The organism is Mycolicibacterium hippocampi (assembly GCF_010723735.1).
Taxonomy (GTDB): domain Bacteria; phylum Actinomycetota; class Actinomycetes; order Mycobacteriales; family Mycobacteriaceae; genus Mycobacterium; species Mycobacterium hippocampi.
The window spans coordinates 5,425,715-5,449,572 of the sequence record NZ_BLLB01000002.1 but is presented as its reverse complement, the minus strand read 5'-3'; the positions used below and the strand labels follow the sequence as shown (position 1 = coordinate 5,449,572).

22 protein-coding genes are annotated in these 23,858 nt (G+C 67.4%); 13 read left to right on the top strand and 9 right to left on the bottom strand.

The features are described from left to right. Positions 1-73 precede the first annotated feature (73 nt). The 3 genes from G6N53_RS27185 to G6N53_RS27175 form a co-directional block, all read right to left on the bottom strand. Positions 74-940, bottom strand: coding sequence for an LLM class flavin-dependent oxidoreductase (locus tag G6N53_RS27185; RefSeq protein WP_163894393.1), 867 nt, complete (start codon positions 938-940; stop codon positions 74-76). Between the two features lie 82 nt (positions 941-1,022). After that, complete coding sequence (locus G6N53_RS27180; RefSeq protein ID WP_163894391.1) at positions 1,023-1,769, bottom strand: DUF4873 domain-containing protein; 747 nt, start codon at positions 1,767-1,769, stop codon at positions 1,023-1,025. Further along, entirely contained in the window at positions 1,766-2,686 is a 921-nt protein-coding gene (locus G6N53_RS27175) for an AurF N-oxygenase family protein (RefSeq protein ID WP_163894389.1), read from the bottom strand. The genes G6N53_RS27180 and G6N53_RS27175 overlap by 4 nt, the downstream gene beginning before the upstream one ends. Positions 2,687-2,826: 140 nt before the next feature. On the opposite strand from G6N53_RS27175, the gene G6N53_RS27170 reads away from it, so the two are divergent. From G6N53_RS27170 to G6N53_RS27150, 5 genes are all read left to right on the top strand, one after another. Continuing rightward, positions 2,827-3,210, top strand: a complete 384-nt coding sequence (locus G6N53_RS27170) for a phage holin family protein (protein WP_163894387.1) — start codon at positions 2,827-2,829, stop codon at positions 3,208-3,210. A gap of 5 nt (positions 3,211-3,215) precedes the next feature. Continuing rightward, on the top strand, positions 3,216-4,088 hold the full coding sequence (locus G6N53_RS27165) for an Fpg/Nei family DNA glycosylase (RefSeq protein WP_163894385.1): 873 nt from the start codon (positions 3,216-3,218) through the stop codon (positions 4,086-4,088). Between the two features lie 111 nt (positions 4,089-4,199). After that, positions 4,200-4,949 carry an SDR family oxidoreductase gene (locus tag G6N53_RS27160; RefSeq protein WP_163894383.1) on the top strand — a complete coding sequence of 250 codons (750 nt, stop codon included), beginning with the start codon at positions 4,200-4,202 and terminating at the stop codon, positions 4,947-4,949. A 58-nt stretch (positions 4,950-5,007) separates the two neighbouring features. Next, positions 5,008-5,292, top strand: a complete 285-nt coding sequence (locus tag G6N53_RS27155) for a helix-turn-helix transcriptional regulator (protein ID WP_163894381.1) — start codon at positions 5,008-5,010, stop codon at positions 5,290-5,292. Then, positions 5,285-5,809 (top strand): hypothetical protein, encoded by a 525-nt coding sequence (locus G6N53_RS27150; RefSeq protein WP_163894379.1) that lies wholly within the window; start codon positions 5,285-5,287, stop codon positions 5,807-5,809. The genes G6N53_RS27155 and G6N53_RS27150 overlap by 8 nt, the downstream gene beginning before the upstream one ends. Here the strand turns inward: G6N53_RS27150 and pgi are convergent, their stop codons facing one another. Next, positions 5,810-7,468: a glucose-6-phosphate isomerase gene (gene pgi, locus G6N53_RS27145; protein WP_163894377.1), complete on the bottom strand. Its 1,659-nt coding sequence runs from the start codon at positions 7,466-7,468 to the stop codon at positions 5,810-5,812. A 50-nt stretch (positions 7,469-7,518) separates the two neighbouring features. Between pgi and G6N53_RS27140 the strand changes: the two genes are divergently transcribed. Together G6N53_RS27140 and G6N53_RS27135 are read left to right on the top strand one after the other, a co-directional pair. Continuing rightward, positions 7,519-8,967, top strand: a complete 1,449-nt coding sequence (locus G6N53_RS27140) for an NAD-dependent succinate-semialdehyde dehydrogenase (RefSeq protein WP_163894375.1) — start codon at positions 7,519-7,521, stop codon at positions 8,965-8,967. Positions 8,968-9,077: 110 nt separating this feature from the next. Continuing rightward, positions 9,078-11,102, top strand: a complete 2,025-nt coding sequence (locus tag G6N53_RS27135; RefSeq protein WP_205390476.1) for an acyltransferase family protein — start codon at positions 9,078-9,080, stop codon at positions 11,100-11,102. A 15-nt stretch (positions 11,103-11,117) separates the two neighbouring features. On the opposite strand, the gene G6N53_RS27130 is transcribed toward G6N53_RS27135, so the two are convergent. Beyond that, complete coding sequence (locus G6N53_RS27130) at positions 11,118-11,453, bottom strand: chorismate mutase (RefSeq protein WP_163894373.1); 336 nt, start codon at positions 11,451-11,453, stop codon at positions 11,118-11,120. A gap of 199 nt (positions 11,454-11,652) precedes the next feature. Between G6N53_RS27130 and pcrA the strand changes: the two genes are divergently transcribed. Beyond that, positions 11,653-13,974 (top strand): DNA helicase PcrA, encoded by a 2,322-nt coding sequence (gene pcrA, locus G6N53_RS27125; protein ID WP_163894371.1) that lies wholly within the window; start codon positions 11,653-11,655, stop codon positions 13,972-13,974. Positions 13,975-13,989: 15 nt separating this feature from the next. Here pcrA and G6N53_RS27120 read toward each other — a convergent pair whose 3' ends face one another. Beyond that, positions 13,990-14,637, bottom strand: a complete 648-nt coding sequence (locus G6N53_RS27120; protein WP_163894369.1) for a hypothetical protein — start codon at positions 14,635-14,637, stop codon at positions 13,990-13,992. Beyond that, positions 14,638-15,738, bottom strand: a complete 1,101-nt coding sequence (locus G6N53_RS27115) for a M23 family metallopeptidase (RefSeq protein ID WP_163894367.1) — start codon at positions 15,736-15,738, stop codon at positions 14,638-14,640. It lies immediately after the preceding gene. A gap of 306 nt (positions 15,739-16,044) precedes the next feature. Here G6N53_RS27115 and sucC point away from each other — a divergent pair, with 306 nt between their 5' ends. The 3 genes from sucC (at position 16,045) to G6N53_RS27100 (ending at position 19,749) form a co-directional block, all read left to right on the top strand. Then, the gene (gene sucC / locus G6N53_RS27110; protein ID WP_163894365.1) at positions 16,045-17,226 is read left to right on the top strand and encodes an ADP-forming succinate--CoA ligase subunit beta; all 1,182 of its coding nucleotides are present in this window, start codon (positions 16,045-16,047) and stop codon (positions 17,224-17,226) included. A gap of 12 nt (positions 17,227-17,238) precedes the next feature. Continuing rightward, positions 17,239-18,135 (top strand): succinate--CoA ligase subunit alpha, encoded by an 897-nt coding sequence (sucD, locus tag G6N53_RS27105; RefSeq protein WP_163894363.1) that lies wholly within the window; start codon positions 17,239-17,241, stop codon positions 18,133-18,135. An 84-nt stretch (positions 18,136-18,219) separates the two neighbouring features. Further along, positions 18,220-19,749: an acetyl-CoA acetyltransferase gene (locus G6N53_RS27100; protein WP_163894361.1), complete on the top strand. Its 1,530-nt coding sequence runs from the start codon at positions 18,220-18,222 to the stop codon at positions 19,747-19,749. Here the strand turns inward: G6N53_RS27100 and G6N53_RS27095 are convergent. After that, positions 19,746-20,261, bottom strand: a complete 516-nt coding sequence (locus G6N53_RS27095; RefSeq protein ID WP_237166660.1) for a hypothetical protein — start codon at positions 20,259-20,261, stop codon at positions 19,746-19,748. The two genes, G6N53_RS27100 and G6N53_RS27095, sit on opposite strands and share 4 nt — an antisense overlap. A gap of 45 nt (positions 20,262-20,306) precedes the next feature. Further along, positions 20,307-21,155, bottom strand: coding sequence for an LLM class F420-dependent oxidoreductase (locus G6N53_RS27090; protein WP_163894359.1), 849 nt, complete (start codon positions 21,153-21,155; stop codon positions 20,307-20,309). A gap of 234 nt (positions 21,156-21,389) precedes the next feature. Here G6N53_RS27090 and G6N53_RS27085 point away from each other — a divergent pair, with 234 nt between their 5' ends. Further along, positions 21,390-22,250 (top strand): DUF5336 domain-containing protein, encoded by an 861-nt coding sequence (locus tag G6N53_RS27085; protein WP_163894357.1) that lies wholly within the window; start codon positions 21,390-21,392, stop codon positions 22,248-22,250. Between the two features lie 59 nt (positions 22,251-22,309). Beyond that, a complete protein-coding gene (locus G6N53_RS27080) occupies positions 22,310-23,857 on the top strand; it encodes a cell division protein PerM (protein ID WP_163894355.1) in 1,548 nt (515 codons plus the stop codon). Position 23,858 lies beyond the last annotated feature (1 nt).

Genomic DNA, 23,858 nt, shown 5'->3' with positions numbered 1-23,858 from the left:
GCGTCGATGTCATCGAAGCCAGGAGATACCCAGTTCTGCCTCGATTATGCCTTCCTGCCGCCGTCGACGGGGATCACACCTTGGCGATGACGTTCTCGGCGAACATCTCCAGGTTGCGGATCTTCGCGTCCAGCGGCTCGGTGTCCTGGCCCATGACGTAGGGGATCCGGAAGCCGACGATCACATCGGTGACGCCCTTGTCCTCCAGACGTTTGATTCCGTCGGCGGTGTAGGCGTCGATGGAGATCACGTGGACCTCGTAGGGATCCTTGCGGTCGTGCTCGGCGCGGAACTGGTTGAGCTTCTTCAGGAGTGCGTCGAGTTCCTCCGGGTCTCCGCCGCCGTGCATCCAGCCGTCGTTGCGGGCGGCGCGTCTGAGTGCGGCATCGGCGTGGCCACCGATGAGAATGGGTACCGGTTTCGACGGAGCGGGCGTCATCTTGGTTTTGGGGATGTCGTAGAACTCGCCGTGATACTCGAAGTACTCACCCGAGGTGAGGCCCCTGATGATGTCGATGCATTCATCCATCCGCTTGCCGCGCTTGGCATATGGCACGTTCATCAGCTCGTAGTCCTCGGGCCACGGGCTGGTGCCGACACCGAGACCGAGCCGGTTGTCGAACAGCGCGGCGAGCGAGCCGGCCTGCTTGGCCACCAGTGCCGGCGGCCGGATGGGCAGCTTGAGCACGAAGTGGTTGAACTTCAGCGTGGTCGTCACGGCGCACAGGGCCGCGGTCAGCACGAAGGACTCGATGAACGCCTTGCCTTCCAGGAACTCGCGGCTGCCGTCCGGGGTGTAGGGGTACTTCGAATCGGACTCGAAGGGGTAGGCGACGCTGTCGGGGATCGTCATCGCGTGGTAGCCGGCGGCTTCAGCGGCCTTGGCCAACGGAATGTAGAACGTCGGATCGGTCATCGCTTCCGCGTAGGTGAAACGCACATCGTCTCCTGCTCGTCGGTGAGCACATATTAGAACGTGTTCTAGTATGTCGGTGCCGAACGGGCCAGGGGAACTTCCTGGCTCAGAGTCGTGGAACATCGACCTCGACGTCTGCCAACGCGAACGGCGGTGCGCCGACACCGACGACCGAGTACGTCGACCACGGCGTGCGCTCGGTCAACCGGGCCGCGGCCGCCTGCTCCCGCACCACCACGGTGACGTCCTGCGGCAATCTCACGTCGAACGTGGCATCCAGGATCGTTCCCTGCCAGTGGTAGCGACCGTCGATCGGATCCACCCTGCCGGCAAGCCGTACCCGGGTGTCGTGACGGTGCTCGTCGACCAGCACCGCGGCGGGTCCGTCGTAGACGGCGTCGTCGTCACCGGTGCCTTCATGCCCGCTGACCTCGAACGCCGACGGGATCCGCCTGCCCACCCGGCGCCAGAAGTGGCGGCGGCGGTGGGTTCGTCCGCTGGAGTGCTGCTGGTAGTACTGCTGGGTGCTCGCCCGCACCTCGATGCGGGTGTTGCCGGTGCGGCTCAGGTAGGCCAGACACTTTGCGATGTAACCCTTCTGGGCGGCGCTGTCGGGGTCGGTGAGCAGAAAGTAGTTCGGAACGCCCCGTACCGCCACACCGAGGTAGGGAAGGCATGAGTGCGGCCGACAGTTCGGCAGTGTGCCGTCGGTCGCGATGATCACCCGGCTGCGGCGGTCGTCGACGGTCCAGGTGTGGGTCGCCTCGTCGAAGACGGCGTTTTCGGTCTCGGGTCGCCGCAGGTACACCACAGTGTCGGTGTCGGTGTCGGTGTCGGAGCCGGGGTCGGTCACAGGAAGCGGCTGCGCTTCCACATCCGCCGGGCGATCGGCCCCATCAACCCGACTTCCTCGAGGAACGCCGCCAGCGGGGCGAAGCCGAGCACCTGCACCCGGTGGCGGTGCGCGCTGGCGCGTGCCGCGCGACGGGCGCCCCGAGGGTCCGGCAGCCCGGCGCGGCGATACTGCACGGGGTTGGTGAACAGCCGCCCGAAGAACAAACCGCCCACGCCGTTGATGTTGGCCACGAACAACTTCGGGAGACGCCGCAGGTGAGGTGCGCGTTTGCGCAGTCCGTCGCGGGCGAACTGGATGTGGCGCGCCTCCTCGGCCACGTGAATCCGCATCAGCCGCTGCACCATCGGTTGTAGCTCGGGATCGTCCATCATCTGGCGCTGCAGCGAGTCGAAGATCTCCTCGCCGATCAGTGCGGCCACCCACAGCATCGAACCCTGGAAGGCGAACGGCAGGGTGTTGATGATGACGCGCTGATAACGCCTGGGGCGCACCGGCTTGGCGCCGATCCGGTCGATCGCCTTGCCGAACATCACCATGTGCCGGGTCTCGTCACCGAGCTCGGTCAGCTCATAGTGCGTGGCGCGGGCCGTCGGGTCCTGGTGCATCATCTTGCGCAGCAGCGCCTGATTGAGGATGTTCTCGAACCAGACCCCGGCCGAGAGGGTGTTGGCCAGCTCCTGGCGGGACAGTTCGATCTGCTGCTCTCTTGTCATGGCGTCCCACAGCGGGGTGCCGTACAGCGACACGGTCTTGGGCGGCAGGAAGAACTTGTCCGGATCCAGCGGCGCGTCCCAGTCGATGTCGACGACCGGGGCATAGGACTTCTTGACCGATCCCTTCAGCAGGCGTTCGGCGAACTCGTCGCGGGTGGGTCCGGCGGACGCCGCCGCGGATGGTCTCACCGGAGCTGTCATCGCGAATGTCCTGTCGTCGATGTGAGGTGACTCGAAACTATGGCCGCGTCCCGCAGGATGTCAATACCTCGGGTACCGCATACCTCTGGTATCGATAATGCGGACCCCGGAATTCGGGGCGGTGGGCGATCATGGTGGTTATGGGATCTTTTCTGCTCCGCGCCGCGCTGACCGGGATCGCGTTGTGGGTCGTCACGCTCCTCGTCCCCGGCATCGGTTTCGTCGGCGGCGACTCGACAGTGGCCAGGGTCGGCGTCATCTTCGTCGTCGCGGTGATCTTCGGCCTGGTCAACGCGGTCATCAAGCCGATCGTCCAGATCATCTCGATCCCGCTCTACATCCTCACGCTCGGCCTCTTCCACGTCGTCATCAACGCGTTCATGCTGTGGATCACATCGTGGATCACCGAACACACCACCCACTGGGGTCTGGCGATCGACGACTTCTGGTGGACCGCGATCTGGGCCGCGATCGTGCTGTCGGTCGTGAGTTGGCTTCTCTCGCTGGTCGTGAAGGCAGACTGAGTGTCATGCCCGAACTGCCGGAGATCGAGGCCCTCGCCGATCATCTGCGTCGGCACGCCGTCGGACTGACAGTGAGTCGCGTCGACGTCGCGGCACTGTCGGTGCTCAAGACGTTCGACCCGCCGGTGTCCGCACTGGCCGGCCACCAGGTGACCGATGCTCACCGGTGGGGCAAGTACCTCGGGCTGCAGGTGGGAGACGTTCATCTGATCACCCATCTGTCCCGGGCAGGCTGGCTGCGGTGGTCGGACAAACTGGCCGCTGCGCCGCTCAAGCCGGGGAAGGGCCCGATTGCGCTGCGGGTGCACTTGACGACTCCGAGCGCCCCGGACCACACGGTGGGCTTCGACCTCACCGAGGCCGGGACGCAGAAGCGCCTTGCGGTGTGGATCGTCACCGATCCGATGGCGGTGCCCCAGATCGCCGCACTCGGCCCCGATGCGCTGTCGCTGAGCCCCGAGGGACTCGCCGAGGTGCTCGCGGGCCAGTCGGGCCGGATCAAGACCGTCATCACCGACCAGAAGGTGATCTCGGGTATCGGGAACGCCTACAGCGACGAGATCCTGCACGTGGCCAAGCTCTCCCCGTTCGCGACCTCCAGCAAGCTGACCGACGCGCAGCTCGCGGCGCTGCACGATGCGATGCTGTCGGTGCTCACCGATGCCGTCACCCGGTCGGTGGGCCAGCAGGCGGCCACGCTGAAAGGGGAGAAGCGTTCCGGACTGCGGGTCCACGCCCGCACCGGGCTACCGTGTCCGGTGTGCGGTGACACCGTGCGGGAGGTGTCGTTCGCCGACAAGTCGTTCCAGTACTGCCCGACCTGTCAGACCGCGGGCAAGATCCTCGCCGACCGGCGGATGTCGCGGCTGCTCAAGTAGCGCCGGAACGGTATTCCAGCAGGGGCTCACTCGGAAAATCGCGCACGGAATACAGTTCCGGCGGGTGGCGGGATTACATCGGACTTGTCTAACTCGGTTATCCTGCCCGGCATGACTCGGCAGAAGATCCTCATCACCGGGGCGAGCTCGGGACTGGGTGCGGGCATGGCCCGCCAGTTCGCCGCCAAGGGCCGCGACCTCGCGCTGTGCGCGCGCCGCGTCGACAACCTCAGCGAACTGCAGGCCGAGCTGACGGCTCGCCACCCCGACATCACGGTGGCCGTCGCCGCATTGGACGTCAATGACCACGAGCAGGTGCCCAAGGTGTTCGCCGAGCTCAGCGACGAACTCGGTGGTATCGACTGCATCATCGTCAACGCGGGCATCGGCAAGGGCTACCCGCTCGGCGGCGGGAAGCCGTGGGCCAACAAAGCCACGATCGAAACCAATCTTGTTGCGGCGCTGGTGCAGATCGAGTCCGCGCTGGAGATGTTCAAGGCGGCGGGCGCAGGGCACCTCGTGCTGGTCGCGTCCGTGCTCGGCAACGTCGGCGTGCCCGGGCACAAGGCCGCCTACTCGGCGAGCAAGGCCGGGGTGATCTCGCTGGGCGAATCGCTGCGCGCCGAGTACCCGTCCGGTCCCATCAAGATCACCGTGCTCGAGCCCGGGTATATCGAGTCGGAGATGACGGCCAAGTCCAACTCGACGATGTTGATGGTCGACAACGAGACCGGCGTCAAGGCGATGGTCGACGCGATCGAGAAGGAGAAAGGCCGCGCTGTGGTGCCCGGGTGGCCGTGGTGGCCGCTGGTGGAGCTGATGAAAGTGATGCCACCGCGGTTCACCAAGCGCTTCGCCTGAGCGTCCTCCGCCGCGTGACACCTTGACGAATTGTTGGGTTTTCCTAACAATGTGTTAGATGAGCCCGGTCAGACGAGGGGAAACTGCTCCGATTCACAATCGGATCGGGGTGCTGCGTGCCGAGCGGCGGATGAGCCGCGCGCAGCTCGCGGAGCTCATCGAGGTCAACCCGCAGACTGTCGGCGCCCTGGAGCGAGGCGACCACTATCCAAGCCTCGACCTCGCGTTCCGCATCTGCGACGTCTTCGACCTGCCCGTCGAAGCCGTGTTCTCACGGGCCCCGTTCACCCCCTTGTCGACGGAGTTCTACCGGAAACCGCAAGGAGGGAATGCCCATGCCTGAAGCGACCCTGATCGATCGGTACCAGACCTACCGCACCCGTCGCTTTCTCAAACACGAACGCACGTACGCCAATTCGCTGCCGGCATGGCGCACCCAGAGGCGGCGGCGCATCCTCGTCACAGCGTTGGCGATCACGTTCGCGTTCATGGCGGTGGTGAGTGTGATGTGCGCCTTCGGAATCAAGTGGGCCCCGCTGCTGTGGCTGCCGGCATGCCTGGTGTTCTTCCCGCTCTGGCTGGTGCTGCAGGTCGTGTCGGGCCGGCAGGGTGACGCGCCCGACGCCGCGCTCGACGAATACGAACTGGCGCAGCGCAACAGCGCCAGATCCATCGGCCTCACCGTGACCCAGAACCTGATGCTGCTGCCGATCTTCTACCTGATCTTCGGCGCGGTGCAGACTGAGGGCACGGACACCGACATGGCCTATGCCGGCGGTCTGATGGTGCTCACCGTGTTGCTCATCGGCGGTTGCCTGCCGGCGATGATCCTCGGGTGGACCCGCCCGGACCCCGACTAGTCACGCTGTCCGGCCGCGTTCCGTGCGATAGCGACGGACCAGGGTGTCAGTCGAGGAGTCGGACTGTTCGGCGGGTGCCTCGGCGGCGGTGATCACCGGCAGCAGTGCCTTGGCCTGGGTCTTGCCCAGCTCGACGCCCCACTGATCGAAGGAGTCGATGCCCCAGATGGCGCCCTCGACGAACACCTGGTGCTCGTAGAGGGCGACCAGCTGGCCGACCGCCGACGGGGTCAGCTTGGTGGCAAGGATCGACGTGCTGGGACGGTTGCCGGGCATCACCTTGTGCGGCACCACATCTGGCGGCGTACCCTCCCCGGCGATCTCGTCGGCGGTTTTGCCGAACGCGAGCACCTGCGTCTGCGCGAAGAAATTGCTCATCAGCAGGTCGTGCATGCTGCCGGTGCCGTCGGCGGTGGGCAGGTCGTCGGTGGGCTCGCTGAACCCGATGAAGTCGGCGGGCACCAGCCGGGTGCCCTGGTGCAGCAGTTGATAGAAGGCGTGCTGGCCGTTGGTTCCCGGTTCGCCCCAGAAGATCTCGCCGGTGTCGGTGGTCACGGGTGTGCCGTCGGCGCGCACCGACTTGCCGTTGGATTCCATCGTGAGCTGCTGCAGGTATGCCGCGAACCGCGACAGATCGTTGGAGTACGGCAGAACTGCGCGGGTCCCGGCGCCGAAGAAGTTGTTGTACCAGAGCCCGATCATGCCGAGCAGCACCGGCGCGTTGGCCTCCAGCGGCGCGGTCCGGAAATGCTCGTCGACGAGATGGAACCCGGCCAGGAACTCGGCGAACCGCTCCCGACCGATCACCGCCATCACCGACAGGCCGATGGCGGAGTCCACCGAGTAGCGGCCGCCGACCCAGTCCCAGAAGCCGAACATGTTGTCGGTGTTGATGCCAAACTCGTCGACCAGCTTGCTGTTGGTCGACACCGCGACGAAGTGCTTGGCCACCGCTGCATCCCCGAGCGCGTCGATCAGCCACCGGCGGGCGGCGGTCGCATTTGTCAACGTCTCCAGCGTCGAGAACGTCTTCGACGCGACAACAAAAAGAGTGGACGCCGGGTCGAGTCCGGCCAGCTTGGCGACCAGATCGGCCGGGTCGACGTTGGAGACGAACCGTGCCGAGATGCCGGCGTCGGCGTAGTGGCGCAACGCCTGGTCCACCATCACCGGGCCCAGATCCGACCCGCCGATACCGATGTTGACCACGGTGGTGATGCGCTCCCCGGTCGCGCCGCGCCACTCGCCGCTGCGCAGCCGGTCGGTGAAGTCGCCCATCCGGTCGAGCACCTCGTGGACGTCGGTGACGATGTCTTGGCCGTCGACCTCGAGTTCGACGCCGCGGGGCAGCCGAAGGGCGGTGTGCAACACTGCCCGGTTCTCCGAGGTGTTGATGTGGGCGCCGGAGAACATCGCGTCACGGCGCTCGGTGAGCCTGGCCGCGCGGGCGAGGTCCAGCAGCAACGTCAGGGTCTGCCGGGTGACCCGGTGCTTGCTGTAGTCGATGTAGAGGTCCCCGACCGTCAACGCCAGTTCCGTACCGCGGGTGGGATCCTGGGCGAACAGCTCGCGCAGATGCTCGGCGCCGATCTCGTCGTGGTGCCGGGCCAACGCCTGCCATGCCGGGGTGGTGGAGATATCGGAAAACTCTGCGGCCATGTGAAGAACCCTAGTGCGGGCAGGCGGACAACGGAGTAGATGATTGGGGTATGGATACTTCCGCACTGCTGGCATCGGTACCGACGGGCGTGTGGATCGGCGGTGAGGAACGCGCCGGCTCGTCGACGTTCGATGTGCTCAACCCCGCTACCGAGGAAGTACTGATCAGCGTCGCCGACGCGACCGCCGAGGACGCCGTCGCCGCGCTCGATGCGGCGTGTGCCGTGCAGGCCGAATGGGCCGCCACCGCACCGCGCGAACGCGGCGAGATACTGCGCGCGGTCTTCGAGACCATCACCGAACGGACCGACGAGATCGCGGCGTTGATGACGCTCGAGATGGGCAAGGTGCTCGCCGAGAGCAAGGGCGAGGTCAAGTACGGATCGGAGTTCTTCCGCTGGTTCGCCGAGGAGGCGGTGCGCATCGGCGGCCGCTACACGCCGGCTCCGGCGGGTACCGGACGGATCATCGTCACCAAGGCGCCGGTCGGCCCGTGTTACGCGATCACGCCGTGGAACTTTCCGCTCGCGATGGGCACCCGCAAGATCGGGCCCGCGCTGGCCGCCGGTTGCACGATGATCGTCAAGCCTGCTCAGGAGACGCCGCTGACCATGCTGCTGCTGGCCAAGCTGATCGACGAGGCCGGCCTGCCCAAGGGTGTGCTGTCGGTACTGCCGACCACCAAACCGCGCGACGTGACCACCGCGCTGATCGACGACGGCCGGATCCGCAAGCTGACCTTCACCGGGTCCACCGGCGTCGGCAAGGCGCTGGCCAAGCAGGCGTCGGATGCGCTGTTGCGGCAGTCCATGGAACTCGGCGGCAACGCGCCGTTCATCGTGTTCGACGACGCCGACGTCGACGCGGCCGTCGACGGGGCGATCCTGGCCAAGATGCGCAACGGCGGCGAGGCCTGCACGGCGGCCAACAGGTTCCACGTGGCCAACGCGGTGCGCGAGGAGTTCACCGAAAAGCTGGTCAAGCGGATGAGCGAATTCACCCTGGGTGACGGCCTCGACCCATCGGCGACCCTGGGCCCGCTGATCAACGCCAAGCAGGTCTCCACGGTCCAGGATCTGGTGTCCGACGCGGTGTCGCGCGGCGCGACCGTCGCCGTCGGCGGTGTCGCCCCTGGTGGGCCCGGCAACTTCTACCCGGCCACCGTCCTCGCCGACGTCCCCGCCGACGCCCGGATCCTCAAGGAGGAGGTGTTCGGGCCGGTGGCACCCATCACCGGGTTCGACACCGACGAGGAGGGCATCGCGGCCGCGAACGACACCGAGTACGGCCTGGCAGCCTATGTGTACACGCAGTCGCTGGACCGGGCGCTGCGCGCCGCCGAAGGCATCGAGGCGGGCATGGTCGGCGTCAACCGCGGTGTCATCTCCGACCCGGCCGCGCCGTTCGGCGGTGTCAAGGAATCCGGCTTCGGCCGCGAGGGGGGCACCGAGGGCATCGAGGAGTACCTCGACACCAAGTACATCGCGCTGACGAACTAGCGCCCGAACTCGACCGCGTCCGGGCCGCGCGCCTTCCGGATCCGGCGCCGCGCAGCCCATAAAATTCCTGGTTCGCAGCTGGCTGCGAATGATCAGGAGGGCGCTGGACCGTGACTGCCGTGACTGCGGCGCCGATCCGTGTGGGCCCACGCCGATATGTCAGCCCGGGCCGGGGGATCGCCGCTCTCGACGGCGTCAGAGCAGTGGCCGTCGCACTGGTCCTGGCCGACCACGGCGGCGTCCCCGGACTGTCCGGCGGTTTCCTCGGCGTCGACGTCTTCTTCGTCCTCAGCGGGTTCCTGATCACCTCGCTGCTGCTCGACGAGATCGGTCGCACCGGACGGATCGGCTTGAAGGACTTCTGGATTCGCCGCGCCCGGCGGCTACTGCCGGCGCTGGTGGTGATGGTGCTCGCCGTCGTGGCGGCGCGGGAGTTGTTTGCCGCCGAGTCGACCGTTTCCCTGCGCGAGCACGCCGTCGCAACCTTCTTCTGGATGTCGAACTGGGTGTTCGTCGCCGAGCAGACCGACTACTTCTCTCAGGGCGCTCCGCCGTCGCCGTTGCAGCACACCTGGTCGCTGGGTGTCGAGGAGCAGTACTACGTGCTGTGGCCGCTGCTGGTGGCCGGCGTGGTCGCCGGCCTGGCCGCGGCGGCCTACCGCCGCGGCGTCCCGCTGACGGTGCGGGCAGTGCGCACAGCGGTCTTCGTCACCGCGGCGGTCGGGGTGGTCGGGTCCGCGGGCGCGACCGTGCTGCTGAGCGCCTCGGCGTCTCAAGCCACGCTCAACCGGGTGTACTTCGGGACCGACACCCGGATGCAGGCCCTGCTCGTCGGTGCCGCGGCGGCGGCGTTGCTGGTGCGCGACTGGCGGGGGCTGGCCGAGGGCGGCGCGGTGTTGCGCTCCCGGTGGGCCAGGTGGCTGGCGCGCCTCGCACCGGTGGTCGGGCTGGTGGTGCTCGGCGGGGCTGCTCACCTCGCCACCGGCAGCGCACAGGAGTTCCGCCACGGTCTGCTGATCGTGGTCGCGGTCGCGGCGGTCCTCGTCGTCGCCTCGGTGGCCCTGGAGCAGGACGGGCCCGTCGCCCGACTGCTGGCGCTGCCGCCGCTGGTGGGGCTGGGCGCGATCTCCTACGGCGTCTACCTGTGGCACTGGCCGCTGTTCCTGGTGATCAACGGCGAGCGGACCGGCACGACGGGCTGGGAACTGTTCGCGCTGCGGTGCGCGGCGACCGTCGCGGTCGCGACCGTGGTGTGGTGGCTGGTCGAACAACCGATCCGCCGGTGGCGACCGCTGACCGTGCCGATGCTGCCGCTGGCCACCGCAACGGCGGCGACCGCCGCGGTGGTGACGATGAGCGTGCTGCCCGTCGGGGTGAAGAGCGCGGAGCCGACGCCCGGGCCGCTGGTGGACAGTGCGGCGCTGATCGCCCCGGAGGTCCCCGTCGAGGTGACCACCCCGGTGCGACCGCGGACCCCCGGAGAGACCAGGGTGGCGGTGTTCGGGGACTCGATCGCGTGGACGTTGATGCGGTACCTGCCGGCGACGCCCGGGCTGCACTTCACCGACTACACCACCATCGGCTGCGGCATCGCCCGCGGTGGACCGTACGAGTACGTCGGCCGGGAACTCGACCAGAAACCCGAGTGCGACGCCTGGCCTGCCAGATGGGCGCAGCGGATCAGCCATGAGCGGCCCGACGTGGTGCTGCTGATCGTCGGGCGCTGGGAGGTCGTCGACCGGATGAACGAGGGCCGGTGGACCCACATCGGCGAACCCGGCTACGACGGGTATCTGCGGGCGGAGCTCAACCGGGCGCTGGACATTCTGGGGTCGACCGGGGCGCGGATCGTCGTGACCACCGAACCGTACAACCGGCGTGCCGAGAAGCCCGACGGCAGCCTCTACCCGGAGGACCAGCCCAGGCGCGTCGAACGCTGGAACACGTTGCTGCGCAGCGTCGTCGCCCAGCGGCCGAACGCCTCGGTGCTGGACCTCAACCGCAAGCTCAGCCCGAACGGGTACTACCAGATCAAGGTCGACGGCATCAGGATGCGCAGCGACGGCGTGCATCCGACACCGGAGGCCGTCGAATGGTTGACGCCGTGGCTGTCCGAGGCGCTCAGACCGCAGTGAAAGCGCGGGCGGGGATCAGTGACCGAGGCGGCCGCGGCCCATGCGCAGCAGCAGCATCGCCAGGTTCTTGCCCTCGACGCCCAGCACGCTGTAGCGCTCGATGACCTTCATCTCGCGGCTGTGCACCAGGCGGGTGCCCCCCGACGCCATCCGCGCCTTGCCGATCAGCTGAGAGACCTCGGTGCGGCGCTTGACGGCCTCGAGGATCGTCGCGTCGAGGCGGTCGATCTCCTGACGCAGCCCGTCGATGTCGGAGGTGGCGGGCGTCTGGGAGGCGCCGGGGTCGGAAGTTTCCATCGTCGTCATGTCTTGGTTCTCCGGTTTCTCGTTGCGTGAAGGGCCTGGTCTCATCCGGTTTCGGGCCTCACACAAGAGACGAGCCCCGGATCCGGAAGCGGACCGCGGGGCTGGAGGAAGCAGCTAGACCACGGGCACCGCTGGCCGGTACCCGTAAAAAAATCGCCACTGCGCAGTTTGCACCCAACGAGTGTGCCACTACCGGACGTGCCAGCGCAAAGGTGTCCCCGGGCAGCGGTAGGTTTGAGCGCATATGACCGCCTTCTCCGCCACCAGCGACGTCGATCAGCAGCACCTGTTGGACGGGCTCAACCCGCAGCAGCGCCAAGCCGTGCTGCACGAGGGTTCCCCGCTCCTCATCGTGGCCGGGGCGGGGTCGGGAAAAACCGCGGTTCTGACCCGTCGGATCGCCTACCTGTTGGCCGCACGCGACGTCGGCGTCGGCCAGGTGCTCGCCATCACCTTCACCAACAAGGCCGCCGCGGAGATGCGCGAACGGATCGTCGGGCTCATCGGCCCCCGAGCCCGCAGCATGTGGGTGTCGACGTTTCACTCGACCTGTGTCCGGATCCTGCGCAACCAGGCCTCGCTGCTACCCGGCCTCAACTCGAACTTCTCCATCTACGACGCCGACGACTCCCGACGCCTGCTGCTGATGATCGGCAAGGACATGGGCCTGGACACCAAGCGGCACTCGCCCCGGTTGCTGGCCAACGGCATCTCCAACCTCAAGAACGAGCTGATCGGTCCGGAGCAGGCGGCCGCCGAGGCATCAGAGGCGGCAGACGACCTGGCGCGCGTCATCGCCGAAGTGTACGGGGAGTACCAGCGCAGGCTGCGCGCTGCCAACGCGCTGGACTTCGACGACCTGATCGGTGAGACAGTCGCTGTGCTGCAGGCCTTTCCGCAGATCGCCCAGTACTACCGCCGGCGGTTCCGGCACATCCTGGTCGACGAATACCAAGACACCAACCACGCCCAGTACATGCTGGTGCGCGAGCTCGTGGGGGTGGCGGCCCCCGACACCGATCAGGTACCGCTTGCCGAACTCTGTGTGGTCGGCGACGCCGATCAGTCGATCTACGCGTTCCGCGGCGCCACGATCCGCAACATCGAGGACTTCGAACGAGACTTCCCGAATGCGACGACGATTCTGCTGGAACAGAACTACCGGTCCACCCAGACCATCCTGAACGCCGCGAACTCGGTGATCGCGCGCAACGCCGGGCGGCGCGAGAAGCGGTTGTGGACCGACGCCGGCGAGGGTGAGCTGATCGTCGGCTTCGTCGCCGACAACGAGCACGACGAAGCGAGGTTCGTCGCCCAGGAGATCGACTCGCTGTCCGACTCCGTGCCAGGTTTCTCCTATAACGACGTGGCGGTCTTCTACCGCACCAACAACTCCTCCCGGGCCATCGAAGAAGTCTTCATCCGTGCCGGTATCCCGTACAAAGTCGTTGGGGGAGTGCGCTTCTACGAGCGCCGGGAGATCCGTGACATCGTCGCCTACCTGCGGGTGCTGGACAACCCCGGTGACGCGGTCAGCATGCGACGCATCCTCAACACCCCGCGCCGCGGCATCGGGGACCGCGCCGAGGCGTGTGTGGCGGTACACGCGGAGAGCACCGGCGCCAACTTCAACGACGCGTTGGTGGCGGCTGCCGAAGGCAGGGTGCCGATGCTCAACACCCGCTCGGAGAAGGCGATCGCCGGGTTCGTCGCGCTACTCGACGAACTGCGGGGCAAGCTCGACGACGAACTCGGCGATCTCGTGGAGGCCGTGCTCGACCGTACCGGCTACCGCGCCGAGCTCGAGGCCTCGAGCGATCCCCAGGATCTGGCACGGTTGGACAACCTCAACGAGTTGGTCAGCGTCGCACACGAATTCAGCATCGACCTGGCCAACGCGAAGGCATTGGCCGAGTCCGAACCGGAAGACGAGGACATTCCCGACACCGGAGTGCTTGCCGCATTCCTGGAACGGGTGTCACTGGTCGCCGACGCCGACGACATTCCCGAACACGGCTCGGGGGTGGTCACCATGATGACGCTGCACACCGCCAAGGGCCTGGAGTTCCCGGTGGTCTTCGTCACCGGTTGGGAAGACGGCATGTTCCCGCACATGCGGGCGCTCGGCGACCCGGGTGAGTTGTCCGAGGAACGCCGGCTGGCCTATGTCGGTATCACCCGCGCCCGGCAGCGTCTCTACCTCAGCCGGGCCAAGGTCCGCTCGTCGTGGGGTCAGCCGATGCTCAACCCGGAATCGCGTTTCCTGCGGGAGATTCCCCAGGAGCTGATCGACTGGCGGCGCACCGAGCAGACATCGACGTTCTCGGCGCCGGTCGGCAACGCGGGGCGGTACGGCACCCCGCGGCCGTCGCCCGCGCGGTCGTCGGCGGGCAAGCGTCCGCTGATCGTGCTGGAGGCCGGTGACCGGGTCACCCACGACAAGTACGGGCTTGGCCGGGTCGAGGAGGTGTCCGGCGCCGGCGAGTCGGCGATGTCGTTGATCGACTTCGGCAGCGCCGGGCGGGTGAAGCTGATGCACAACCATGCACCGATCGCCAAGCTCTAGGGCCGTTTCCGCCCGTCAACCCGCGCGGCCCCAACGGGCGGTGTCGGGCAGCAGTGCCAACCCGATCGACGCCAGCGGCAGCAGAGGCATGGCATAAACCAGCCCGGGTAGTTTGGCGCCCGCGATGAACAGGCTGGTGAAGATCAGCATCGCGACCACCGACCCGACCACGATCAGCAGTCGTCCGACCCGCTGTCGCAGCAGCAGCGCGATCACCCCGCCGATGGTGGCCGCTGCGGAAATCGCTGCCAGGAAGCCGACGGCGATGCAGAACAGCAGGTCCGTCCCCCACCAACCGGTGATCAGGTCGGTGGCGATCACCGCGGTCGCCCACCCGGCCACGATGCTGACGACCGCGGCCGCGATGGCCGGCTTCGGGTCGGCCGCAGGCGTCCGGGACGGGCCCACCGCGACGGGTTTGGCCCGCGGGCTGAGGTCGTCGTGCGCGGTGGGGATCTCGCCGGTCGGATGGCGGCGAATGATGTCCCCCGCAAGCGGGCGGTGCCCCCACGTCGGCGGGTCGGTCGAGGCCGGCTGCGGCTGGGACGAGGTGCTCAGCGGGGCGCGACGGATGATCCGGGTGTCGACGGAGTCGTCGGCGTCCCGCGAGGAGCCTGACGCGCCTGATTCAGCTGGTGTTACGTCGTGGGGTTCGCTGGCCACTCAGCCAACGTAGCCGCCGGGGGTGAGCCCCCGCTTGGACAGCCACCCGACGGGGTCGATCCTGTCGGTGCCGTTGACCATGACCTCGAAGTGCAGGTGCGGTCCGGTCGAGTTGCCCCGGTTGCCCATCGTGGCGATCTGGTCGCCGGCCATGACCCGTTCGCCCATACTGACCGTCCAGGTGTTGATGTGGCCGTAGAGCGTCACCGTGCCGTCGGAGTGCTTGAGCTTGACGTAGGCGCCGTATCCGGCGGTCGGACCGACCGCGATGACCACTCCGTCGGCTGCGGCCAGGATCGGCGTGCCGATCGAGTTGGCGATGTCGATACCACCGTGCAGTACGCCCCAGCGGTAGCCGAAGCCGGACGTCCACACACCGCGCGTCGGCATCGCGAACTGTGGGCGAACCAGTCGGGCCTCGCGTTCGGCACGCTCCTGGGCGAACGCCGCGGCCTTGGTGATCTCCTCGGCGTGAACGGCCGAGTTCGCGGCCGGGGTGACGGTCACGACCTGCATGCCGTCCACCGAACCCGTGATCACGGCGCCGCCGCCCGTCGGGGTCGGATCGGCGGCGAGCACTGTTTCCGCGGGAGCTTTCGGCGTGCCGCTGGTCACGGTGTAGGCGCCCGCCGCGGTGGCTCCGACGGCCATGGCGGCGACCATCAGGCGGCCCTTGACGGGTACCTCCGGCTTGCGGTGCATGCCGCCGGCGCGGCCCCGCATGTCGATGACGTCGGTGGCCGCGGCGCCGTCGCTGACGTCGGTGTGGCTGTCGCGGTAGGCCCTGGTGGGTGCCCGGTTCTCGTCGCGTGGCGTACGGAACTGCGTGGGCACCTCGAGGCGCAACGGGGTCAGGTCGTCGGTGTCGTGAAGATCGTCGAGCTCAGGGGCGCGGATGACGCGCGCCTCACGGTCGAACGCGGCGTGCGGCAGCAGGTCCAGATCGTCGAAGTCGCCGATCTCACCGAACTCGTTGAACGGGATGATGTCGGTGACTTCGGTCGCCTTCGGCGCTGCGACGGCGAGCCGATTGCCGGTTCTCGCGGTGCGCGCATTCGCCGAAAATCCCGCAGGGGGGCGAGGCGAACGATGCTGGGGCAAGCTGAAACGTCCTGTCCTGATGATCGGAGTCGTCGTGATCGGACCGTTACCGAGACCACAGGGACGTTAACCAAATTCCAATCAAAGTGGCAACCCGAGCGCCTATTCCGCCGGAGATTGTGACTTGAATCACGACTCGCCGGCGGTGAGATCCACCACATGAGCGGCAGGCGGTGTCAAAGCTCTGCGCTCGTGTCGATAAAGTTCCCCCGAGCCCGGCGGGACAAACAACTTCGTAGATGTTCGGCGGGCGCGCGAGTCGAGCGACTGCAGACAACAACAACAGACAGAGGTGTTTCGGAGTCCATGGATCTCTTCGAGTACCAGGCGAAGGAACTGTTCGCCAAGCACAACGTCCCCACCACCCCGGGCCGGGTCACCGACTCCGCCGAGGGCGCCAAGGCCATCGCCGAGGAGATCGGCAAGCCGGTCATGGTGAAAGCACAGGTCAAGGTCGGGGGCCGCGGCAAGGCCGGTGGCGTCAAGTACGCCGCGACACCCGATGACGCCTTCACCCACGCCCAGAACATCCTCGGCCTGGACATCAAGGGCCACGTCGTGAAGAAGTTGCTGGTCGCCGAGGCCAGCGACATCGCCGAGGAGTACTACATCTCCTTCCTGCTCGATCGCGCCAACCGCACCTACCTGGCGATGTGCTCGGTGGAGGGCGGCGTGGAGATCGAGGAGGTCGCCGCCACCAAGCCCGACCGGCTGGCCAGGGTGTCCGTCGACGCCGTCAAGGGCGTGGACGAGGCGTTCGCCCGCTCGATCGCCGAGCAGGGCCACCTGCCCGCCGAGGTGCTCGATGCCGCGGCGGTGACCATCGCCAAGCTGTGGGATGTCTTCGTCGGCGAGGACGCGACGCTGGTCGAGGTCAACCCGCTGGTGCGGACCCCCTCCCGTGGTGAAGGCGACCCAGGTCAGATTTTGGCCCTCGACGGCAAGGTGACGCTCGACGCGAACGCCGACTTCCGCCAGCCCGGGCATGCGGAGTTCGAGGACAAGGACGCCACCGATCCGCTGGAGTTGAAGGCCAAGGAGAACGACCTCAACTACGTCAAGCTCGACGGCGCGGTCGGCATCATCGGCAACGGTGCCGGACTGGTCATGTCGACGCTGGACGTGGTGGCCTACGCCGGTGAGAAGCACGGCGGCGTGAAGCCCGCCAACTTCCTCGACATCGGCGGCGGCGCGTCGGCCGAGGTGATGGCCAACGGCCTCGACGTCATTCTCGGCGACAGCCAGGTCAAGAGCGTGTTCGTCAACGTGTTCGGCGGTATCACCGCCTGCGACGCGGTGGCCAACGGCATCGTCAACGCGCTGAAGATCCTCGGCGACGAGGCCAACAAGCCACTGGTCGTGCGCCTCGACGGCAACAACGTCGAAGAAGGCCGCCGCATCCTGGCCGAGGCCAATCATCCGCTGGTCATCCAGGCCGACACCATGGACGCCGGCGCCGACAAGGCCGCCGAGCTGGCGAACAAGTAAGGGACCGAATAAATGTCTATTTTCCTGAACAAGGACAGCAAGGTCATCGTCCAGGGCATCACCGGCGGCGAGGGCACCAAACACACCAAGCTGATGCTCAAGGCCGGCACCCAGATCGTCGGCGGCGTCAACGCACGCAAGGCGGGCACCACCGTCAAGCATGAAGACAAAGACGGCAACGAGGTCGAGCTGCCGGTGTTCGGCAGCGTCGCCGAGGCGATGAAGGAGACCGGCGCCGACACCTCGATCGCCTTCGTACCGCCGGCGTTCTCCAAGGACGCCATCATCGAGGCCATCGACGCCGAGATCCCGCTGCTGGTCGTCATCACCGAGGGCATCCCGGTGCAGGACAGCGCCTATGCGTGGGCCTACAACGTCGAGAAGGGCCAGAAGACCCGGATCATCGGCCCGAACTGTCCGGGCATCATCACCCCCGGTGAGTCGCTGGTCGGCATCACGCCGAACAACATCACCGGCAAAGGCCCGATCGGCCTGGTGTCGAAGTCGGGCACGCTGACCTACCAGATGATGTACGAGCTGCGTGATCTCGGCTTCTCCACCGCCATCGGCATCGGCGGCGACCCGGTCATCGGCACCACCCACATCGACGCCATCGAGGCGTTCGAGAAGGATCCCGAGACCAAGGTCATCGTGATGATCGGTGAGATCGGCGGTGACGCCGAGGAGCGCGCGGCCGATTACATCAAGGCCAATGTCTCCAAGCCGGTCGTCGGATACGTCGCCGGCTTCACCGCCCCGGAGGGTAAGACGATGGGCCACGCGGGCGCCATCGTGTCCGGCTCCTCGGGCACCGCCGCCGCCAAGAAGGAGGCGCTGGAAGCCGCGGGCGTCAAGGTCGGCAAGACGCCGTCGGAGACCGCGAACCTGGCCCGGGAGATCTTGAACTAAGCGCCGCTCGTCGCGTGCTGCTGCCGGTTCGCGAAACTATAACGTGTTCTATTAGCCTTTCGAAGTAATCGAGAGGACAGCAGCATGGCAATTGATCCACGGACGCCGGTGATCGTCGGGGTCGGGCAGTTCACCGAGCGGATGGATGACCCCGGCTACCGGGGCATGTCGGCCGTGGATCTGGCGACGGCAGCGGTGCAAGCCGCGCTGGCCGACACCGGCGTGGACGAAACCCGGCTGGCCGCGGCCGTCGACACCGTTTTCGGGCTGCGGCAGTTCGAGATCTCCGGGCCGATGCCCGCGACGTTGGGCAAGTCGAACAACTACCCGCGATCGGTGATGCAGCGGCTCGGTGGGGACCCGGCTCGGGTGGTCCTGGAACCGGTCGGTGGGCAGAGCCCGCAGAAGCTCGTCATCGAGGCGGGTGACACGATCGTCGCCGGCGAGGCCGACGTCGTCATGATCATGGGCTCGGAGCCGGGATCAACCGCGAAGTACTTCGCGAACCGGGACGACAAACCCGACTTCACCGAACACGTCGACGGCCAACTCGAGGACCGCGGTCACCAGATCTTCAGCTACATCGACGAATACACCGTGCAGCACGGGCTCACCGGTGCCCCGGTCCAGTACGGGCTGCTGGACAACGCGCGCAGATCCCGACTTGGGCTGAGTGTTCAAGCGTACCGGCACCAGATGGCCGAGTTGTTCGCGCCGATGTCGAAAGTTGCTGCCAAGAACCCGTTCTCGTCGTCACCGGTGGAGCGTACGGTCGAGGAGATCGAGACGGTCACCGACGAGAACCGGATGATCTGCGATCCCTACCCCCGGTTGCTCGTCGCACGCGACACCGTCAACCAGGGCGCGGCGGCGGTCATCATGTCGGTCGAGGCGGCGCGCCGTCACGGTGTGCCGGAAGAGAAGTGGGTGTACCTGCACGGGCATTCCAACCTCGTCGAGCAGGCCCTGCTGACGCGGGCCGACCTCGGTGCCGCCCCGGCCTCGGTGCTCGCCGCGCACGAGGCCCTGCGGGTCGCGGGAATCGGCGTCGACGACATCGCCACTTTCGACCTCTACAGCTGTTTCCCGTTCCCCGTGTTCGTGATCTGCGAGGCGCTGGAACTGGCGTCCGACGATCCGCGCGGCCTCACCCTCACCGGCGGCCTTCCGTACTTCGGCGGCCCCGGAAACAGCTACTCGCTGCACGGAATCGCCGAGACAGTCTGTCAGATGCGGGACAAGCCAGGACAATTCGGCTTCGTCGGCGCCAACGGCGGGATCCAGAGCAAGTACTCGGCCGGCATCTACTCGACCGAGCCGGTGCCGTGGCGCACGTCGCGTAGCGCGGAGCTGACGGCACAGGTCGCCGAGCTGCCGAAAGTACCCGTCGTCAAGACGCCGGAAGGTGCCGCGACGATCGAGACCTATTCGGTGCGCTACGACTGGCCGATACGCACCGGCATCATCGTCGGCCGTCTGGATGCCGACGGCTCGCGGTTGATGGCGACCACCGAAGACGCCGACCTGGTGTCGCTGATGGGCGAGGGCGACCCCCTGGGCGCCGAGATCGCCGTCAGGACAACCGAGAACGGCAATCGCGCGGTGCTGCGCTAGAACAGTTCCGTCGACGTCGGGGTGAGCACGAACCCGTGATCACCGACCCGGCATGCGGTCATGCCGCGGTCGTCGACACCACACTCGATGGCCTGGTGCACGATCTTGCGCAACGGCGGAAGTTGCTGGACCCCGCTCGCTGCCAGGGAGGCCGGATCAAGTGGCGGGTACGACGGTTCCACGACCGCCGGCTCATCGGTGGCGACGCGGACCAGCCAGGTGCCAGGACCCAGGTCGGGGCGCGGTCCCTCGCACGACAGCGTCAGCCGGGCAGGATCACCCAGCGAGTTCATCGTGTTGTGACTGCACAACAAGCCGTCCGGGGTGATGAAGTCGAAGCCGATGAACCGCGGGTAGCTCTGACTGTAGGTCCGGGTGTCGACGGGCGGGTAGCCCGACAGATCGGGAAAGTCTGCCGGCGGGGTGGCCGTCGCCTGGGCGCAACCCGCTGCCAGCGCCAGCGCCGACAGGCCCATGGCGAGGTGGGTGCGCCCGATCGAAGACCTCATCATCACCTGGAGTATCGCGCCCCGGGCCGGTGATCGTTACTGCTTCGATCAGCCCAGCCCGTCGAGTTTGGTGGCGAGGCGTTCGACGTAGGTGGCGATGTCGTCGGGGTTGCGGTCGGGGAGGCCGAAGAGGACTTCGGTGACGCCGAGGTTTTTCCAGTGGTGCAGTTTGTCGGGGTCGGGTTTGAAGTCCAGGGCGACGATTTGTGGGGTGCCGTCGCGGTCGGCGCCGGCCCAGGTGTCCTGGAGGAGTTTGACGGGGGCGTCGATGTCGAAGTCGCGGGGTGTGGTGATCCAGCCGTCGGCGGAGCGGGCGATCCATTTGAAGTTCTTTTCGGTGCCGGCGGCGCCGACGAGGATCGGGATGTGGGGTTGGACGGGTTTGGGCCAGGCCCAGGAGGGGCCGAAGTCGACGAACTCGCCGTGGTATTCGGCTTCTTCGTCGGTCCACAGGGCGCGCATGGCTTCGAGGTATTCGCGCAGCATGGTGCGGCGGCGGCCGGGGGGCACGTTGTGGTCGGCGAGCTCGTCGGTGTTCCAGCCGAATCCGACGCCCAGGGAGACCCGTCCGGCGGAGAGGTGGTCGAGGGTGGCGATGGATTTGGCCAGGGTGATGGGGTCGTGTTCGACGGGTAGTGCCACCGCGGTGGACAGTCGGATGCGGGTGGTGACGGCGGCGGCGCCGCCGAGGGAGACCCAGGGGTCCAGGGTGCGCATGTAGCGGTCGTCGGGCAGGGTTTCGTCGCCGGTGGTGGGGTGGGCGGCTTGGCGTTTGATCGGGATGTGGGTGTGTTCGGGCACGTAGAAGGTCGTGAAGCCGTGTTCGTCGGCGAGCTTGGCGGCTGCGGCCGGAGCGATACCACGATCGGAGGTGAACAGTACGAGCCCGAAGTCCATGCCGGAATTAGAACGTGTTTCAGTCGCTGACCGCAAGGACCACCCGGCGCTGACTTTCCCACGGTGTGCGACACCGGCGCACGCGGCGGGTACTCCGGTGCCGACCCGCCGGTGCGCTAGCGTGGATCATCGAATCGATCAGGCGGTCCGTCGCCATCGCAGCCGGGCCACGTCGTGGAGGTCGTCTACGTCGACGTCACCGGCGATTCGAGCCCGCACAGCACAGGAGAAGTCATGTCGTACCCCCAAGGCGCGCCGGGAGGCCCCGGATACTCGCCCGCGCAGCAGCCGAACGCTCAGTTCTCGGCGCCCACGCAGCAGTTCGCCAAACTCCCTGAGTCGGCCCCGGCCGACGCAGGAGTCACCAAGTTGCCGGTCTACCTCGCCGCTGCGGTCGCCGTTCTCGGCGGCCTGGTGTACCTGTCGAGCTTCGGTGAGCAGTTCATTGTCGGCACCGAGGTCTTCCTGGCCCCGCTGCGGATCGACCTCGGGCTGGTGGCGTCGCTTGTCGCCGCACTCATCGCCGGGTTCAGCCTGCTGCCGAAGCAGACGCCCCGACCGGCGCTGGTCGGGGTGCTCTCGTTGTTGAGCTTCCTGCTCGTCATCTCGATCGTGCTCACCGCTCCGAGCGCCGTCACCATCGGCTGGGGCTTGTACCTGGTCGTCGCGTTCACGGCGATCCAGGCGATCGTCGCCGTCGGGGCCCTGCTGCTGGACGCGGGGATCATCAGCGCGCCCGTGCCGCGGCCCAAGTACGACCAGCATCAGCAGTACGGTCAGTATCCCGGCGGCTACTACGGACAGCCTCAGGGGCAGCCCCAGCACGGTGCCCCCAGCCATCACCAGGCATCGCAGCAGCAACGTCCCGGGTATCCCTCGCCCTACGGCGGCGGTTATCCCGCCACCGGCCCGTCCACCGGCGGATTTCCCGCCACGTCCGGCCCGGGACAGTCGGACCAGTCGGGTCCGCCGACCCCGCCCACCGGTTTCCCGACCTACGGCCAACCGCCGGCGAGCAACACGCCGACGACCCAGGTGCCGACGCAACAACAGTCGTCACCATCCTCGCAGTCGGATCAGTCGTCGTCGTCGTAGTCTGAGCCGCGCGTGCGCGTACGGCGCGCGCCGAGCGTGTGCGAGGAGCGGCCCAACCCGTGGATAAACCCCCGCAACCGGGCGGTACCCCCCGACCAGTGGGGACACGTCAGGCGCGTGACCTTCTCCGGGTGGCGTTCGGACCGTCGCTGGTCGCGTTGGTGGTCATCGCCGCGGTGGTGCTGCTGCAGCTGCTGATCGCCAACAGCGACATGACCGGCGCACTCGGCGCCACCGCCAGCATGTGGCTGGGCGTGCACCTGGTGCCGGTGTCCATCGCGGGCAGCTCGCTCGGTGCGATGCCGCTGCTCCCGGTGCTGATCATGATCTACGGCACGGCACGCACCACGGCGTCGGCGACTGTGAGCACGTCGTGGTTCGTCACCCGTTGGGTGGTGGCCTCCGCGCTGGGCGGGCCGGTGCTGGTCTCCGCGATCTGCCTGGCGGTCATCCACGACGCGGCGTCGGTGCTCACCGACCTGCAGACGCCGGACGCGCTGCACGCGTTCGGGAGCGTGTTCGCCGTACATCTGATCGGTGCGCTGCTCGGGGTGGGTTCCCGGGTGGGCCGGCGACTGCTGCTGGCCTCCCCGCTGCCGAGGTGGTTGCCCGACGCCTTCCGCGCGGCTGCCGCCGGGGTGATCGCGCTGATGGGCCTGTCCGGAGCGATCGTCGCTGGGTCCCTGGTCGTGCACTGGTCGACGATGCACGAGCTGTACTCGATCACCGATTCGATGTTCGGGCAATTGAGCCTGACGGTTCTCTCCGTGCTCTATCTGCCCAATGTCATGGTCGGTGCGGCGGCTGTGGCGGTGGGATCCAGTGCCCACGTCGGGCTGGCGACGTTCAGTTCGTTCACGGTGTTCGGCGGCGACATCCCGGCGCTGCCGGTGTTGGCCGCGGTGCCCACACCTCCCCTCGGGCCGGTGTGGGTGGCGCTGATGATCGTGGCGGCGGTGTCCGCGGTCGCGCTCGGTCAGCAGTGCGCGCGGCACCGGCTGCCGGTGTGGTCCGCGCTGGCCAAGCTGGTGGTCGCGGCGTTGATCGCGGCCGCGGTCATGGCTGTGCTGGGGCACGCCGGAGGGGGACAGCTGGGCAACTTCGGCGACGTCGGCGTCGACCAGACGACGTTCGGGCCCGCGGTGTTCCTGTGGTTCGCGGGAATCGGCGCGCTCACGGTGGTGATGTCAGGCGGCCTGCAGCCGCGGGTGCGCCGGCCGAAGGTCGCTCCCGCCACCGACGCCGGCGTCGATGAGGACGCTGAGACCGACACCGACACCGGCACCGACACCGACACCGACACCGACATCGACACCGACACCGACGTCGTGCCGACCCCCGGCGATGAACAGGTCGAGTCTCTCGACATCGTCGAGTCTGCTCCGGACGTCGTCGTCGAGCCTGAGGCCGACTCCGCGCCCGTCGTCGAGCAGCCCGCCGCCGACACCGGCGGTGAGAACGACGTGACGCCACCGGTGGCTGAGCCCGCGCCACCCGTCGAGGACCTAGACCCCGAGGACCACTTCGTAGTCGACCCCGAGGACCATTTCGTAGTCGACGACGTGGACCCTGATGGCGGCGGCCACCGCGGAGGTGGTGTCGGCTAGC